This is a genomic window from Streptomyces daghestanicus (genome assembly GCF_020521275.1).
GTDB classification, from domain to species: domain Bacteria; phylum Actinomycetota; class Actinomycetes; order Streptomycetales; family Streptomycetaceae; genus Streptomyces; species Streptomyces griseoviridis.
In genome coordinates this window covers 521361-536616 of the sequence record NZ_BNDX01000002.1, presented here as the reverse complement: position 1 = coordinate 536616, position 15256 = coordinate 521361, and the positions used below count along the sequence as shown (strand labels likewise).

At 71.2% G+C, this 15256-nt stretch carries 14 protein-coding genes; 1 reads left to right on the top strand and 13 read right to left on the bottom strand.

Annotated features, from left to right (window positions below; translation table 11 throughout):
* Positions 1-35: 35 nt before the first annotated feature.
* The 13 genes from metK to pyrR all read right to left on the bottom strand — a co-directional run bounded on the left by metK (position 36) and on the right by pyrR (position 14336).
* Complete coding sequence (metK, locus tag Sdagh_RS02635) at positions 36-1244, bottom strand: methionine adenosyltransferase (RefSeq protein WP_189418981.1); 1209 nt, start codon at positions 1242-1244, stop codon at positions 36-38.
* Positions 1245-1483: 239 nt separating this feature from the next.
* Complete coding sequence (gene coaBC, locus Sdagh_RS02630; protein ID WP_189418979.1) at positions 1484-2686, bottom strand: bifunctional phosphopantothenoylcysteine decarboxylase/phosphopantothenate--cysteine ligase CoaBC; 1203 nt, start codon at positions 2684-2686, stop codon at positions 1484-1486.
* Between the two features lie 128 nt (positions 2687-2814).
* A complete protein-coding gene (rpoZ, locus tag Sdagh_RS02625) occupies positions 2815-3087 on the bottom strand; it encodes a DNA-directed RNA polymerase subunit omega (RefSeq protein ID WP_003988945.1) in 273 nt (90 codons plus the stop codon).
* Positions 3088-3162: 75 nt separating this feature from the next.
* Positions 3163-3756 (bottom strand): guanylate kinase, encoded by a 594-nt coding sequence (gene gmk / locus Sdagh_RS02620; RefSeq protein WP_189418976.1) that lies wholly within the window; start codon positions 3754-3756, stop codon positions 3163-3165.
* Positions 3757-3793: 37 nt separating this feature from the next.
* Positions 3794-4117: an integration host factor gene (locus Sdagh_RS02615; protein WP_003977346.1), complete on the bottom strand. Its 324-nt coding sequence runs from the start codon at positions 4115-4117 to the stop codon at positions 3794-3796.
* A gap of 285 nt (positions 4118-4402) precedes the next feature.
* The gene (gene pyrF, locus Sdagh_RS02610; protein WP_189418974.1) at positions 4403-5242 is read right to left on the bottom strand and encodes an orotidine-5'-phosphate decarboxylase; all 840 of its coding nucleotides are present in this window, start codon (positions 5240-5242) and stop codon (positions 4403-4405) included.
* Positions 5239-6345 carry a quinone-dependent dihydroorotate dehydrogenase gene (locus Sdagh_RS02605; RefSeq protein WP_189418972.1) on the bottom strand — a complete coding sequence of 369 codons (1107 nt, stop codon included), beginning with the start codon at positions 6343-6345 and terminating at the stop codon, positions 5239-5241. The genes pyrF and Sdagh_RS02605 overlap by 4 nt, the downstream gene beginning before the upstream one ends.
* 63 nt (positions 6346-6408) lie before the next feature.
* Positions 6409-9717 (bottom strand): carbamoyl-phosphate synthase large subunit, encoded by a 3309-nt coding sequence (gene carB / locus Sdagh_RS02600; RefSeq protein ID WP_189418970.1) that lies wholly within the window; start codon positions 9715-9717, stop codon positions 6409-6411.
* Positions 9710-10852: a glutamine-hydrolyzing carbamoyl-phosphate synthase small subunit gene (carA, locus tag Sdagh_RS02595; RefSeq protein ID WP_189418967.1), complete on the bottom strand. Its 1143-nt coding sequence runs from the start codon at positions 10850-10852 to the stop codon at positions 9710-9712. The genes carB and carA overlap by 8 nt, the downstream gene beginning before the upstream one ends.
* Complete coding sequence (locus Sdagh_RS02590) at positions 10849-11415, bottom strand: PH-like domain-containing protein (protein ID WP_189418962.1); 567 nt, start codon at positions 11413-11415, stop codon at positions 10849-10851. The genes carA and Sdagh_RS02590 overlap by 4 nt, the downstream gene beginning before the upstream one ends.
* Entirely contained in the window at positions 11412-12698 is a 1287-nt protein-coding gene (locus tag Sdagh_RS02585) for a dihydroorotase (RefSeq protein ID WP_189418960.1), read from the bottom strand. Before Sdagh_RS02585 ends, Sdagh_RS02590 begins: the two co-directional genes overlap by 4 nt.
* A gap of 5 nt (positions 12699-12703) precedes the next feature.
* The gene (locus Sdagh_RS02580; RefSeq protein WP_189418958.1) at positions 12704-13675 is read right to left on the bottom strand and encodes an aspartate carbamoyltransferase catalytic subunit; all 972 of its coding nucleotides are present in this window, start codon (positions 13673-13675) and stop codon (positions 12704-12706) included.
* Between the two features lie 88 nt (positions 13676-13763).
* Complete coding sequence (gene pyrR / locus Sdagh_RS02575) at positions 13764-14336, bottom strand: bifunctional pyr operon transcriptional regulator/uracil phosphoribosyltransferase PyrR (protein ID WP_189418956.1); 573 nt, start codon at positions 14334-14336, stop codon at positions 13764-13766.
* 287 nt (positions 14337-14623) lie between these two features.
* Here pyrR and bldD point away from each other — a divergent pair, with 287 nt between their 5' ends.
* The gene (bldD, locus tag Sdagh_RS02570) at positions 14624-15127 is read left to right on the top strand and encodes a transcriptional regulator BldD (RefSeq protein WP_189418954.1); all 504 of its coding nucleotides are present in this window, start codon (positions 14624-14626) and stop codon (positions 15125-15127) included.
* The last annotated feature ends 129 nt before the right edge of the window (positions 15128-15256 follow it).

Below are 15256 nucleotides of genomic sequence, written 5' to 3'. Positions count from 1 at the left end.
GACCCGGAGCGGGACCTACAGACCCGGAGCGGGACCTACAGACCCGTGGCCTTGCGCAGCGCCTCCACCCGGTCCGTGCGCTCCCAGGTGAAGTCGTCCAGCTCGCGGCCGAAGTGGCCGTACGCCGCGGTCTGGGCGTAGATCGGGCGGAGCAGGTCGAGGTCGCGGATGATGGCGGCCGGGCGGAGGTCGAAGACCTCGTCGATCGCCTTCTCGATCTTCTCGTGGTCGATCTTGGCGGTGCCGAACGTCTCCACGAAGAGGCCGACCGGCTCGGCCTTGCCGATGGCGTAGGCGACCTGGACCTCGCAGCGGGAGGCGAGGCCCGCGGCGACGACGTTCTTGGCGACCCAGCGCATCGCGTACGCGGCGGAGCGGTCGACCTTGGACGGGTCCTTGCCCGAGAAGGCGCCGCCGCCGTGGCGGGCGAAACCGCCGTACGTGTCGATGATGATCTTGCGCCCGGTCAGGCCGGCGTCGCCCATCGGGCCGCCGATCTCGAAGCGGCCGGTGGGGTTGACCAGCAGGCGGTAGTTCTCGGTGTCGAGCTTGATGCCGTCGTCGAGCAGCGCCTTCAGCTCCGGCTCCACCACGAACTCGCGGATGTCGGGCGCGAGCAGGGAGTCGAGGTCGATGTCGCTGGCGTGCTGCGAGGAGACCACGACCGTGTCGAGCCGGACGGCCTTGTCACCGTCGTACTCGATGGTGACCTGCGTCTTGCCGTCGGGGCGCAGGTAGGGGATCGTGCCGTTCTTGCGGACGTCCGACAGACGCTTGGACAGGCGGTGCGCCAGGAAGATCGGCAGCGGCATCAGCGTCGGCGTCTCGTCGGAGGCGTAGCCGAACATCAGGCCCTGGTCGCCGGCGCCCTGCCGGTCCAGCTCGTCGTCGTCGCCCTCGACCCGGTTCTCGTAGGCGGTGTCGACGCCCTGTGCGATGTCGGGCGACTGGGCGCCGATGGACACCGAGACGCCGCAGGAGGCCCCGTCGAAGCCCTTCTTGGAGGAGTCGTAGCCGATCTCCAGGATCTTGCCGCGGACCAGGGTGGCGATGTCGGCGTAGGCCTTGGTGGTGACCTCGCCGGCGACGTGCACCAGGCCGGTGGTGATCAGGGTTTCGACGGCGACCCGGGAGGTCGGGTCCTCGCGCAGGAGCGCGTCGAGAATGGTGTCGCTGATCTGGTCAGCGATCTTGTCGGGGTGGCCCTCGGTGACGGACTCCGAGGTGAACAGGCGACGGGACACAACGCTCCCTGGGGTTGCAGCGGCTGCTGGCTGATCATGGTCGGACGAAGCGGGGAGCTGCACCCGGCGACGTCCGGGGACAGTTTATCGGTCGCCCTCGGTCACCGGCCCACCCGTCTCGCCTCTCGGGAAGCCTGTGGCCTGCGGCACCCGCATTCTGCCCAATGAGCCGCGCCCTTGGCCAGGGCCGCCACGCACGAATGTACGAGGCGGACGGGGCCCGTGGAGCGCGCGGGGCATCATACGAGCCGCCGCGCCACGAGGTCCCACACGGTCTCGGCCAGGACTTCCTTCGGCCCGCGCGGTACGGGGGTCTCGGTGCCGTCGGCACCCAGGACGACCGCCTCGTTCTCCTCGGCCCCGAAGGTCTTGCGCTCCCCCACCTCGTTCACCACGAGGAGGTCGCACCCCTTCCGCTTCAGCTTGGCGCGTCCGTTGGCGAGCACGTCGTCCGTCTCGGCGGCGAAGCCGACGACCACCTGTCCGGGGCGGGGCCGGTCGGCCGAGATCTCCGCGAGAATGTCCGGATTCCGCACCAGGGCGAGCGGCTCGGGCTCCTGCCCGTCCTTCTTCTTGATCTTCCCGGTGGCGTACGACGCCGGGCGGAAGTCCGCGACCGCGGCCGCCATCACCACCGCGTCGGCGTCCGGCAGGGCGGCCAGCACCGCCTCGCGCAGCTCGACCGCGGTGCCGACCGGCACCACGTCCACACCGGCCGGTGCGGGCAGCGCGGCGTTGGCCGAGACCAGTGTCACGCGGGCGCCCCGCGCGGCGGCGGTGCGGGCGAGGGCGTAGCCCTGCTTGCCGGAGGAGCGGTTGCCGAGGAAGCGGACCGGGTCGAGGGGCTCGCGGGTGCCGCCGGCGCTGACCACGACGTGCCGCCCGGCCAGGTCGGGCGCGGTCACGCCCCGGGCCAGGACCCGGCGGCACAGCTCGAAGATCTCGGCCGGGTCGGGGAAGCGGCCCTTGCCGGTGTCGACGCCGGTGAGCCGGCCGACGGCGGGCTCGATCACGACGGCACCGCGGCGGCGCAGCGTCGCCACGTTCTCCTGGGTGGCCGGGTGCTCCCACATCTCGGTGTGCATGGCCGGGGCGAAGACGACCGGGCAGCGAGCGGTGAGGAGGGTGTTGGTGAGCAGGTCGTCGGCGAGGCCGTGGGCGGCCTTGGCGAGCAGGTCGGCGGTGGCCGGGGCGACGACGACCAGGTCGGCGTGCTGTCCGATGCGGACGTGCGGGACCTCGTGGACGTCGTCCCAGACCTCGGTCGAGACCGGATTGCCGGACAGCGCCGACCAGGTGGCGGCGCCCACGAAGTGCAGCGCGGAGGCGGTGGGCACGACGCGGACCTCGTGTCCCGACTCCGTGAACCTGCGCAGCAGCTCGGCGGCCTTGTACGCGGCGATGCCGCCGCTGACCCCCAGGACGACCTTGGGCTTGTCCACCGTCTCTCCCGACCTTGCGGCCGGGCCTCGGAGCCCGGCCTTGAAGAACGTATGCCCCCATGACACACCACAGGCCCGGCGGTCGTGCCGCCGGGCCGGGTGCCGAGAAGAACTGCCGAGAGGGACGGCTACTGCGCCGGGCCCTCGACGGCCTCGGACGTCAGCAGCCCCGCGTTGATCTCGCGCAGCGCGATCGAGAGCGGCTTCTCGTGGACGTGGGTGTCGACGAGGGGACCGACGTACTCGAGGAGGCCCTCGCCGAGCTGCGAGTAGTACGCGTTGATCTGGCGGGCCCGCTTGGCCGCGTAGATCACGAGGCTGTACTTCGAGTCGGTGGCCTCGAGGAGCTCGTCGATCGGCGGGTTGATGATGCCCTCGGGCGCGGAGATGGAAGAGGACACGCTCTACCTTCCGATGGATGGGAAAGAATCAGTCTCAGTGACCGTGACCGGCAGTGATCAAGACACCGGTGACGATCACACGACGTCCATCAAGGCTAGCAGCTCGCGCGCCACGTCCTCGACGGAGGTGTTGACCAGGGTGTTGTCGAACTCAGGCTCGGCCGCCAGCTCGACCTTCGCCGCCCCGAGCCGGCGCTCGATGACCTCGGGCGCCTCGGTGCCCCGGCCGGTGAGCCTGCGCACCAGCTCCTCCCAGGTGGGCGGGGCCAGGAACACGAGCTGGGCCTCGGGCATCGAGGCGCGGACCTGCCGGGCGCCCTGGAGGTCGATCTCCAGCAGCACCGGCTCACCCGCGTCCAGCCGCTCCAGCACGGCCGCGCGCGGCGTGCCGTAGCGGTTGCCCGCGAACTCGGCCCACTCCAGCAGCTCGCCGTTGGCGATCAGCTTGTCCATCTCGTCGTCGGTGACGAAGAAGTAGTGGACGCCGTGCTGCTCACCGGGGCGGGGCTTGCGGGTCGTCGCCGACACCGAGAGCCAGACCTCGGGGTGTTCCTTGCGCATATGAGCGACGACCGTGCTCTTGCCGACCCCCGAGGGGCCGGAGAGCACGGTCAGCCGCGGACGTACGTCCGGGGGCACGGGGGTCGTCCCCCGGGGTGTTGCAGCCATGCCGTGATTATTCCAGCAATACCGGGGTGGTCCGGACTCAGCTGCCGGTGCTGCCGAACTCGCGCTCCAGGGAGGCGATCTGGTTGGAGCCGAGGCCGCGCACCCGGCGGCTCTCGGAGATGCCGAGCCGCTCCATGATCTGCTTGGCGCGGACCTTGCCCACGCCCGGCAGGGACTCCAGCAGGGCGGAGACCTTCATCTTGCCGATGACGTCGTTCTCCTGGCCCTGCTTGATGACCTCGTGCAGGGAGGCGCCGGAGTGCTTGAGTCGATTCTTGACCTCGGCCCGCTCCCGGCGAGCCGCGGCGGCCTTTTCGAGCGCGGCTGCGCGCTGTTCAGGGGTAAGGGGCGGAAGAGCCACGCCTACGTCACCTCGGATGTCGAACTGTCGGATACGGACCGGTGAGGAACCTAGTCGCCCCACACCTGGGGAGGTACGAGCAACACGCTTGCTCGCGTTCTCTCGACGGAGACTAGCGGTCAAGGCCGCCAGAGTCAGCGAGAACAGCGGAAAAGTCCTGGTCAGCCTTGGTAGGACCGGACATTTAAGACATACTGCCTCGGATTTGAGGATGTATCCAGGCTCCGGCCCTCCCGGACCCCGCCCGTCGGCACCCCCCGGCGACCACGAGGAATGCGGCGAGAGTCACACCGCGGCGACCGCGGCCCGGATCTCCTCGGCGAACCGTTCCGCGCTCGCGCGCAGCGCGCCGGCGTCGGGACCGTGCCGCAGGACGCCCCGGCTGACGTTCGGCACCACGTTGCGCACGGCCCTGCCGAAGACACCGGGCAGGTCGGCGGGGGTGGCGCCCTGGGCGCCGATGCCGGGGGCCAGCAGCGGGCCGCCGATCTCCAGGTCGTACGAGGAGAGGTCGCCGAGCGTGGCGCCGACCACCGCGCCGAAGGAGCCGAGGGGCTCCTCCCCCGCGTTCTCGGCCGCGAGGTGGGCGAGCATCGTCGCGCCGACGCCCCGTCCGTCGCCGCGGACGGCGTGCTGGACCTCGGCGCCCTCCGGGTTCGAGGTGAGCGCCAGCACGAACAGGCCCGCGCCGTGCTCCCGCGCCATGTCGACGGCCGGCTTCAGCGACCCGTAGCCCAGGTACGGCGAGACCGTCAGCGCGTCCGAGAACAGCGGGGCGTCCCGGTGCAGGAAGGACTCGGCGTAGGCGGCCATGGTGGAGCCGATGTCGCCGCGCTTGGCGTCCATGACGACCAGCGCGCCGGCCGCCCTGGCCTCGGCGACCGACTTCTCCAGGACCGCGACGCCGCGCGAGCCGAACCGCTCGAAGAAGGCGCTCTGCGGCTTGAGGACGGCGACCCGGTCGGCCACCGCCTCGACCACCGTGCGGCTGAACCGCTCCAGGCCGGCGACGTCGTCGTCCAGGCCCCACTCGGCGAGCAGGGAGGCGTGCGGGTCGACGCCCACGCAGAGCGGGCCGCGCTCGTCCATGGCGCGGCGCAGACGCGTACCGAACGGCTCGGTCATGGCTTCTTCCTCACGTCGGCGCCGACCGCGTCGGCGAGGGTGGCGTAGGGGCTCCGGCGCAGCCGGGCGGCGAGGCCCTTGTGGACGGCACGGCTCCAGAACGGGCCCTGGTAGATGAAGGCGCTGTAGCCCTGGACCAGCGTGGCGCCGGCCAGGATGCGCTCCCAGGCGTCCTCCGCGGTCTCGATGCCGCCGACCCCGACCAGGGTGATCCGGTCGCCCACGCGCGCGTACAGGCGGCGCAGGACCTCCAGGGAGCGCGCCTTGAGCGGGGCGCCGGACAGGCCGCCGGTCTCCTTGACGACGGAGAGCGGGGAGGCCAGGCCGAGGCCCTCGCGGGCGATGGTGGTGTTGGTGGCGATGATGCCGTCCAGGCCCAGTTCCACGGCGAGGTCGGCCACCGCGTCGACGTCCTCGTCCGCGAGGTCGGGCGCGATCTTCACCAGGAGCGGCACGCGGCGGGCGGGCACGGCCCGGTCGGCGGCCTCGCGGACGGCGGTCAGCAGGGGGCGCAGCGCCTCGGTCGCCTGGAGGTCGCGCAGTCCGGGCGTGTTGGGCGACGAGACGTTGACGACGAGGTAGTCGGCGTAGGGCGCGAGGCGCTCGGCGGACTTCACGTAGTCCGCGGCGGCCTCCTCCTCGGGGACGGCCTTGGTCTTGCCGATGTTGACGCCGACGACGGTCCGGAAGACGGGCTCGCGGCCGGCCAGGCGGGCGGCGACGACCCGGGAGCCGTCGTTGTTGAAGCCCATGCGGTTGATCAGCGCCCGGTCGGGGACGAGGCGGAACAGCCGCTTCTTCGGGTTGCCGGGCTGCGGTTCCCCGGTGACGGTGCCGATCTCGACGTGGTCGAAGCCGAGCATCGCCATGCCGTCGATGGCGACGGCGTTCTTGTCGAAGCCGGCGGCGAGGCCGAAGGGGCCGTGCATGCGCAGGCCGAGGGCCTCGGTGCGCAGCTCCTCGTACCGGGGCGCGAGCACGGCGGCGGCGAAGGTGCGCAGGACGGGGACGCGGGCGGCCAGCCCGATCCAGCGGAAGGCGAGGTGGTGGGCGCGCTCGGCGTCCATCCTCTTGAAGACGAGGGAGAAGAAGGTCTTGTACATGGTGTCCTCGGGGTGAGCCTCATGAAGAGGGGGACACCGTTTCCGGTGTCCCCCTCGGGGCTGCTAGTCGCGGGCCGCGGTCAGGAAGCCCGCGTGTTCCTGGAGCGAGCGGACGCCCACGTCACCGTGGTTGAGGGCGTCGATGCCCTGGACCGCGGCGGCGAGCGCCTGGACCGTGGTCAGGCAGGGCACGGACCGTGCCACCGCCGCCGTGCGGATCTCGTAGCCGTCGAGGCGGCCGCCGGTGCCGTACGGGGTGTTGACGATGAGGTCGACCTCGCCGTCGTGGATGAGCTGGACGATGGTCTTCTCGCCGTTCGGGCCGGTGCCCTCGGACTGCTTGCGGACCACGGTGGCGTTGATGCCGTTGCGGCGCAGGACCTCGGCGGTGCCGGAGGTGGCGAGCAGTTCGAAGCCGTGCGCGACCAGCTCGCGGGCCGGGAAGATCATCGAGCGCTTGTCCCGGTTGGCGACCGAGATGAAGGCGCGGCCCTTGGTGGGCAGCGGCCCGTACGCACCCGCCTGCGACTTGGCGTACGCCGTGCCGAAGACGGAGTCGATGCCCATGACCTCGCCGGTGGAGCGCATCTCCGGGCCGAGGACGGTGTCGACGCCGCGGCCGTGGATGTCCCGGAAGCGGGACCACGGCATCACGGCCTCCTTGACGGAGATCGGCGCGTCCAGCGGCAGCTCGCCGCCGTCGCCGGTGGCCGGGAGGAGGCCCTCGGCGCGCAGCTCGGCGATGGTGGCGCCCAGCGAGATGCGGGCGGCGGCCTTGGCCAGCGGCACCGCGGTCGCCTTCGAGGTGAAGGGCACGGTGCGCGAGGCGCGCGGGTTGGCCTCCAGGACGTAGAGGATGTCCCCGGCCAGCGCGAACTGGATGTTGATCAGACCGCGTACGCCGACGCCCGCGGCGATGCCCTCGGTGGAGGCGCGCAGCCGCTTGATGTCGAAGCCGCCCAGCGTGATCGGGGGCAGGGCGCACGCCGAGTCGCCGGAGTGGATGCCGGCCTCCTCGATGTGCTCCATGACGCCGCCGAGGTACAGCTCCTCGCCGTCGTACAGGGCGTCCACGTCGATCTCGATCGCGTCGTCCAGGAACCGGTCGACCAGGACCGGGCGGGACGGGCTGATCTCGGTCGACTCGGCGATGTAGGACTCCAGGCGGGTCTCGTCGTAGACGATCTCCATGCCGCGTCCGCCGAGGACGTAGGAGGGGCGGACCAGGACCGGGTAGCCGATCTCGTCGGCGATGGCCTTGGCCTCGGTGAAGGTGGTGGCCGTGCCGTGCTTGGGGGCGGGCAGGCCGGCCTCGGCGAGGACCCGGCCGAAGGCGCCGCGGTCCTCGGCGGCGTGGATCGCCTCGGGCGGGGTGCCGACGATCGGCACGCCGTTGTCCTTCAGGGCCTGCGACAGGCCCAGCGGGGTCTGGCCGCCGAGCTGGACGACGACGCCGGCGACCGGTCCGGCCTGCTGCTCGGCGTGGACGATCTCCAGGACGTCCTCCAGGGTGAGCGGCTCGAAGTAGAGCCGGTCGGAGGTGTCGTAGTCGGTGGAGACGGTCTCCGGGTTGCAGTTGACCATCACGGTCTCGTACCCGGCGTCGCTGAGCGCGAAGGAGGCGTGGACGCAGGAGTAGTCGAACTCGATGCCCTGGCCGATGCGGTTCGGGCCGGAGCCCAGGATGATGACGGCCGGCTTCTCGCGGGGCGCGACCTCGGTCTCCTCGTCGTAGGAGGAGTAGAAGTACGGCGTCTTCGCGGCGAACTCGGCGGCGCAGGTGTCGACCGTCTTGTAGACCGGGCGGACGCCGAGCGCGTGCCGGACCTCGCGGACGACGTCCTCGCGCAGGCCGCGGATCTCGGCGATCTGCTGGTCGGAGAAGCCGTGCCGCTTGGCCTCGGCGAGCAGCGCACTTGTCAGCTCGGGGGCGGCGCCGATCTCGTCGGCGATCTCCTTGATCAGGAAGAGCTGGTCGACGAACCAGGGGTCGATCTTCGTGTACTCGAAGATCTCCTCGGGGGTGGCGCCCGCGCGGATGGCCCGCATGACGGTGTTGATCCGGCCGTCGGTGGGCCGGACCGACGCCTCCAGCAGCTCCTGCTTGTCGCCGGGCTCGCCGGCGAAGGTGAACTGGCTGCCCTTCTTCTCCAGGGAGCGCAGCGCCTTCTGGAAGGCCTCGGGGAAGTTCCGTCCGATGGCCATGGCCTCGCCGACCGACTTCATGGTCGTCGTCAGCGTCGAGTCCGCGCTCGGGAACTTCTCGAAGGCGAAGCGGGGGGCCTTGACGACCACGTAGTCGAGGGTCGGCTCGAAGGAGGCCGGGGTCTCCCGCGTGATGTCGTTGGGGATCTCGTCCAGCGTGTAGCCGACGGCCAGCTTGGCGGCGATCTTGGCGATCGGGAAGCCGGTCGCCTTGGAGGCGAGGGCCGAGGAGCGGGAGACGCGCGGGTTCATCTCGATGACGATGACCCGGCCGTCCTCGGGGTTGACCGCGAACTGGATGTTGCAGCCGCCGGTGTCGACGCCGACCTCGCGGATGATGGCGATGCCGACGTCGCGCAGCACCTGGTACTCGCGGTCGGTGAGCGTCATGGCGGGGGCGACGGTGATCGAGTCGCCGGTGTGCACGCCCATGGGGTCGAAGTTCTCGATGGAGCAGACGACCACGACGTTGTCGTTCTTGTCGCGCATCAGCTCCAGCTCGTACTCCTTCCAGCCGAGGATGGACTCCTCCAGGAGCACCTCGGTGGTCGGGGAGAGCGTGAGGCCCTGGCCCGCGATGCGGCGCAGCTCCTCCTCGTCGTGGGCGAAGCCGGAGCCGGCGCCGCCCATGGTGAAGGAGGGGCGGACGACGACCGGGTAGCCGCCGAGCGCCTCGACGCCGGCGAGGACGTCGTCCATGGAGTGGCAGATGTAGGAGCGGGCGGACTCGCCGTGGCCGATCTTCTTGCGGACCTCCTCGACCACGTTCTTGAACAGGTCGCGGTCCTCGCCCTTGTGGATCGCCTCGACATTGGCGCCGATCAGCTCGACGCCGTACTTCTCCAGGACTCCCTGCTCGTGCATGGAGATCGCGGTGTTCAGGGCCGTCTGGCCGCCCAGGGTGGGCAGCAGGGCGTCGGGGCGCTCCTTGGCGATGATCTTCTCGACGAACTCGGGGGTGATCGGCTCGACGTAGGTGGCGTCGGCGATCTCCGGGTCGGTCATGATCGTCGCCGGGTTGGAGTTCACCAGGATGACGCGCAGGCCCTCGGCCTTGAGCACGCGGCACGCCTGGGTGCCGGAGTAGTCGAACTCGGCGGCCTGGCCGATGACGATCGGGCCGGAGCCGATGACCAGGACGGACTGGATATCGGTGCGCTTAGGCACGCTGGCCCTCCATCAGGGAAACGAAGCGGTCGAACAGGTAGGCGGCGTCGTGGGGGCCCGCTGCCGCTTCGGGGTGGTACTGGACGCTGAAGGCCGGCCGGTCGAGGAGCTGGAGCCCCTCCACCACGTTGTCGTTGAGGCAGACGTGGGAGACCTCGGCGCGGCCGTAGGGGGTGTCGGAGACCCGGTCGAGCGGGGCGTCGACGGCGAATCCGTGGTTGTGCGCGGTGACCTCGACCTTGCCGGTCGTACGGTCCTGCACCGGCTGGTTGATGCCGCGGTGGCCGTACTTCAGCTTGAAGGTGCCGAAGCCGAGGGCGCGGCCGAGGATCTGGTTGCCGAAGCAGATGCCGAACAGCGGGGTGCCGCGCTCCAGGACGCCCCGCATCAGGGCGACGGGGTGGTCGGCGGTGGCGGGGTCGCCGGGGCCGTTGGAGAAGAACACGCCGTCCGGCCGGACCGCGTAGACGTCCTCGACGGTGGCGGTGGCGGGCAGGACGTGCACCTCGATGCCGCGCTCGGCCATGCGGTGCGGGGTCATGCCCTTGATGCCGAGGTCGACGGCGGCGACGGTGAACTTCTTGTCACCGATCGCAGGGACGACGTACGCCTCCTGGGTGGCGACCTCCTCGAAGAGGCTCGCGCCCTTCATGTGCGGCTGCTCCAGCACGCGGGCGAGGAGCGCGGCGTCGTCGGCGAGGGCGTCGCCGGAGAAGACGCCGGCCCGCATGGAGCCGCGCTCGCGCAGGTGTCGGGTGAGGGCGCGGGTGTCGATGCCGGCTATGCCGACGACGCCCTGGCGGGTCAGCTCGTCGTCCAGGGAGCGCCGGGAGCGCCAGTTGGACGGCACGCGCGCGGGGTCCCGCACGACGTACCCGGAGACCCAGATGCGCCGGGACTCGTCGTCCTCGTCGTTCCAGCCGGTGTTGCCGATCTGGGGGGCGGTCGCCACGACGATCTGCCGGGCGTAGGACGGGTCGGTGAGGGTCTCCTGGTAGCCGGTCATGCCGGTGGAGAAGACGGCCTCGCCGAAGGTCTCCCCCACGGCCCCGTAGGCACGGCCGCGGAAGACCCGGCCGTCCTCCAGGACGAGTACGGCGGGAGTCCTGGCAGCTCCCCTGGTGGAGGTGGTCATCGTGCGCCTTCCGTTTCCCTCTTGTGGATCATGTCGGTCAGGGTCTGGACCCATTCGGTGTGCTCGGCCGCCCGGTCGGAGCGGAAGCCGGAGTCGATCAGCTTCCCGCCGTGCTCCCAGGTCAGGACGAGCAGGCCGCCCTCGGTGAGCACCTTGCCCGCGATGCCCTTGTCGAGCCGGGCCTCGCGCAGCGCCGCGGCGGGGACGAAGAAGTCGGTCGCGCCGGGGCGTACGACGTCCACTCCCGCGTCGGTCAGGGCCAGCTCGGCCCGGCTGCGGGCGCCCAGGCCCCGGGCGACGATGCGGTCCAGCCACTGGCCGGCGGTGGTGGAGCCGTGGTAGCGGCCGCTCATCGTCAGTCTCGCCGGTCCGGGGGCCTCCGGCGCGGTGGGCAGCTCCGGCAGGTCGCCCTGGAGGGTGCCGCGCCACTTCCAGCCCTCGCGCATCAGCCAGTAGACGAGCGCCACGAACAGGCCCAGGCCGACCACCCAGCCGATGCGGGCGGCCCAGTCGGTCACTTGCGCCGATTCCTTCTCGGCGGCCAGCAGGATTACAGGTGTCACGTGAGCTTCCCGTCGACGAGCGTCGCCTTGCCCCGCAGCCACGTGTGTGTCACACGGCCCGGCAGCTCGCGCCCCTCGTAGGGGGTGTTGCGGCTGCGCGAGGCGAAGCCCGCGGGGTCCACCCGGCCACGGTATTCCGTGTCGACGAGGGTGAGGTTGGCGGGCTCACCTGCCGAGACGGGACGGCCCTGGCCGGCTGCCTGTCCGATCTGCGCGGGCTTGACGGACATCCGGTCGGCGACGCCGGCCCAGTCCAGCAGACCCGTGTCCACCATGGTCTCCTGGACCACTGACAACGCGGTCTCCAGGCCGACCATCCCCATGGCGGCGGCGGCCCACTCGCAGTCCTTGTCCTCGTGCGGGTGCGGGGCGTGGTCGGTGGCGACGATGTCGATCGTGCCGTCGGCGAGCGCCTCGCGCAGCGCGTGCACGTCACGCTCGGTGCGCAGCGGCGGGTTGACCTTGTAGACGGGGTTGTAGGACCGGACCAGCTCGTCGGTGAGGAGCAGGTGGTGCGGGGTGACCTCGGCGGTGACCCGGATGCCGCGGGACTTGGCCCAGCGGACGATCTCCACGGACCCGGCGGTCGACAGGTGGCAGATGTGCACGCGGGAGCCGACGTGCTCGGCGAGCAGGACGTCGCGGGCGATGACCGACTCCTCGGCCACCGCAGGCCAGCCGCCGAGGCCCAGCTCGGCGGAGACGACGCCCTCGTTCATCTGGGCGCCCTCGGTCAGCCGGGGCTCCTGGGCGTGCTGGGCGACGACCCCGTCGAACGCCTTCACGTACTCCAGGGCGCGCCGCATGATCACGGCGTCGTGGACGCACTTGCCGTCGTCGGAGAAGACGGTGACACCGGCGGCGGACTCGTGCATGGCGCCCAGTTCGGCGAGCTTGGCGCCCTCCAGGCCGACGGTGACGGCGCCGATGGGCCGTACGTCGCAGTAGCCGGACTCCTTGCCGAGCCGCCAGACCTGCTCGACCACGCCCGCCGTGTCGGCGACCGGGAAGGTGTTGGCCATGGCGAACACGGTGGTGTAACCGCCGGACGCTGCCGCGCGGGTGCCGGTCAGGACGGTCTCGGAGTCCTCGCGGCCGGGCTCGCGCAGGTGGGTGTGGAGGTCGACCAGGCCCGGCAGGAGCACCTTGCCGCCGGCCTCGACGACCTCCGCGCCCTCGGCGCTCAGCCCGGTCCCCACCGCCTCGATCGTCTCGCCGTCGATCAGGACGTCCTGCGGCTCCCCGCCGAGCACCTTCGCACCACGGATCAGGATCTTGCTCATGGGTCTTACTTCTCCTCAGTGCGGGTCTGGGCGGGTTCGTTGCCGCCGAGCAGCAGGTAGAGCACGGCCATGCGGATGGAGACGCCGTTGGTGACCTGCTCGACGACGGTGCAGCGGTCGGAGTCGGCGACCTCGGCGGTGATCTCCATGCCGCGGACCATCGGGCCGGGGTGCATCACGATGGCGTGCTCGGGCATCTTCGCCATGCGGTCGCCGTCGAGGCCGTAGCGGCGGGAGTACTCGCGCTCGGTGGGGAAGAAGGCGGCGTTCATCCGCTCGCGCTGCACGCGCAGCATCATCACCGCGTCGGACTTGGGGAGGGTGGAGTCGAGGTCGTAGGAGACCTCGCAGGGCCAGGTCTCGACGCCGACCGGCAGCAGGGTGGGCGGGGCGACCAGGGTGACGTGGGCGCCGAGGGTGTGCAGCAGGTCGACGTTGGAGCGGGCGACCCGGCTGTGCAGGACGTCGCCGACGAGGGTGATGCGCCGCCCGTCGAGGTCCTTGCCGATGCCGCTGTCCCGGCCGACCAGGCGGCGGCGCATGGTGAACGCGTCGAGCAGGGCCTGGGTGGGGTGCTGGTGGGTGCCGTCGCCGGCGTTGATCACATGGGCGTCGATCCAGCCGGAGGTGGCCAGCCGGTACGGGGCTCCGGAGGCGCCGTGCCGGATGACGACGGCGTCGACGCCCATGGCCTCCAGCGTCTGGGCGGTGTCCTTCAGGGACTCGCCCTTGGAGACGCTCGATCCCTTGGCGGTGAAGTTGATGACGTCCGCGGACAGGCGCTTCTCCGCGGCCTCGAAGGAGATCCGGGTCCGGGTCGAGTCCTCGAAGAAGAGGTTGACGACGGTACGGCCGCGCAGGGTGGGCAGTTTCTTGATCGGCCGGTCGGCGACCCGGGCCATCTCCTCGGCGGTGTCGAGGATCAGGACGGCGTCGTCGCGGGTGAGGTCGGCGGCCGAGATGAGATGACGCTGCATCTGTCAGGCTCCGTAAGGCAGTTCGGGAGGATTCGGGCACGTCGGCGCAGACGTGGGCGCGCCGGAGCGGCCGGGGTGTGCCGAGGTGCTACTGGTCGGCCTTGGCGCCGAGCAGCACGGTGTCGCGACCGTCCTCCTCGGCGAGCTGGACCTTGACCGTCTCCCGCAGCGACGTGGGGAGGTTCTTGCCGACGTAGTCCGCGCGGATGGGCAGTTCACGGTGGCCGCGGTCGACGAGGACGGCGAGCTGGACCGCGCGCGGGCGCCCGATGTCGTTCAGCGCGTCGAGGGCGGCGCGGATGGTGCGGCCGGAGAAGAGCACGTCGTCGACGAGGACGACGAGGCGGCCGTCGATGCCGTCACCGGGGATCTCGGTGCGGGCCAGCGCGCGCGGCGGGTGCATGCGCAGGTCGTCGCGGTACATGGTGATGTCGAGCGAGCCGCACGGCACCTTGCGCTCGGTGATCTGCTCGAGCTTGGCGGCGAGTCTGCGGGCGAGGAAGACGCCCCGGGTCGGGATGCCGAGGAGCACCACGTCGTCGGCGCCCTTGGCGCGCTCGACGATCTCGTGGGCGATACGGGTCAGCACCCGCGCGATGTCGGGCCCTTCGAGTACGGGCCGCGCGTCGGGTGAACCGGGCTGGGTGTCCTGCGTGTCCATAAGAAACGGACCTCCTTCTCCGCCTCACGGGACGGACCTTAAAGGACGTCGGAATTGCGCCATCCACGGTAGCAGGTGCCGGACACCACCCCGACCGCGCCCCCCTCACCCCTTCGGAGGGCTCCCGTCACCCCTTCGGCCCAACGCGTCGTCACGGACCCCGGAAGCGTCGGTGCGGACCGTTCGGCTTGACGCGGGAGAGTAACGCTGCGTAACCTCACAGTGAGTTACCAGCCGCGCGGCAGGAAACCGAGCCCGTCGCGTCGACACAGTGTCCGGGGAGCCATATGTCCAGCGAATACGCCAAACAGCTCGGGGCCAAGCTCCGCGCCATCCGCACCCAGCAGGGCCTATCCCTCCACGGTGTCGAGGAGAAGTCCCAGGGCCGCTGGAAGGCCGTGGTGGTCGGTTCGTACGAGCGCGGTGACCGTGCCGTGACCGTGCAGCGCCTCGCCGAGCTGGCGGACTTCTACGGCGTTCCGGTGCAGGAGCTGCTTCCGGGCACCACCCCCGGCGGCGCCGCCGAGCCGCCGCCGAAGCTGGTCCTGGACCTGGAGCGGCTGGCCACCGTGCCGGCCGAGAAGGCGGGCCCCCTCCAGCGCTACGCGGCGACGATCCAGTCCCAGCGCGGTGACTACAACGGCAAGGTGCTCTCGATCCGCCAGGACGACCTGCGCACACTCGCCGTGATCTACGACCAGTCGCCCTCGGTCCTCACCGAGCAGCTGATCAGCTGGGGTGTCCTGGACGCGGACGCCCGCCGCGCGGTGGCGGCCCACGAGGACGCCTGAGCCCCACCCGTCCCAGCAGAAACGTGCCGCCGGGGTGGCCGGAACCAGTCGGTTCCGGCCACCCCGGCGGCATGTGCGGCCACTTCCCGAGGCCGGGCGCCAGAGGTGCCCTCAGGGGCGCGGGGCGGA

Bases quoted from the DNA above. Each gene is read 5' to 3' on its own strand.
- bldD (WP_189418954.1), top strand. From the start codon at position 14,624: ATGTCCAGCGAATACGCCAAACAGCTCGGGGCCAAGCTCCGCGCCATC.
- carA (WP_189418967.1), bottom strand. From the start codon at position 10,852: ATGACCACCTCCACCAGGGGAGCTGCCAGGACTCCCGCCGTACTCGTC.
- pyrR (WP_189418956.1), bottom strand. From the start codon at position 14,336: ATGGACACGCAGGACACCCAGCCCGGTTCACCCGACGCGCGGCCCGTA.
- Sdagh_RS02580 (WP_189418958.1), bottom strand. From the start codon at position 13,675: ATGCAGCGTCATCTCATCTCGGCCGCCGACCTCACCCGCGACGACGCC.
- pyrF (WP_189418974.1), bottom strand. From the start codon at position 5,242: ATGACCGAGCCGTTCGGTACGCGTCTGCGCCGCGCCATGGACGAGCGC.
- Sdagh_RS02605 (WP_189418972.1), bottom strand. From the start codon at position 6,345: ATGTACAAGACCTTCTTCTCCCTCGTCTTCAAGAGGATGGACGCCGAG.
- Sdagh_RS02585 (WP_189418960.1), bottom strand. From the start codon at position 12,698: ATGAGCAAGATCCTGATCCGTGGTGCGAAGGTGCTCGGCGGGGAGCCG.
- gmk (WP_189418976.1), bottom strand. From the start codon at position 3,756: ATGGCTGCAACACCCCGGGGGACGACCCCCGTGCCCCCGGACGTACGT.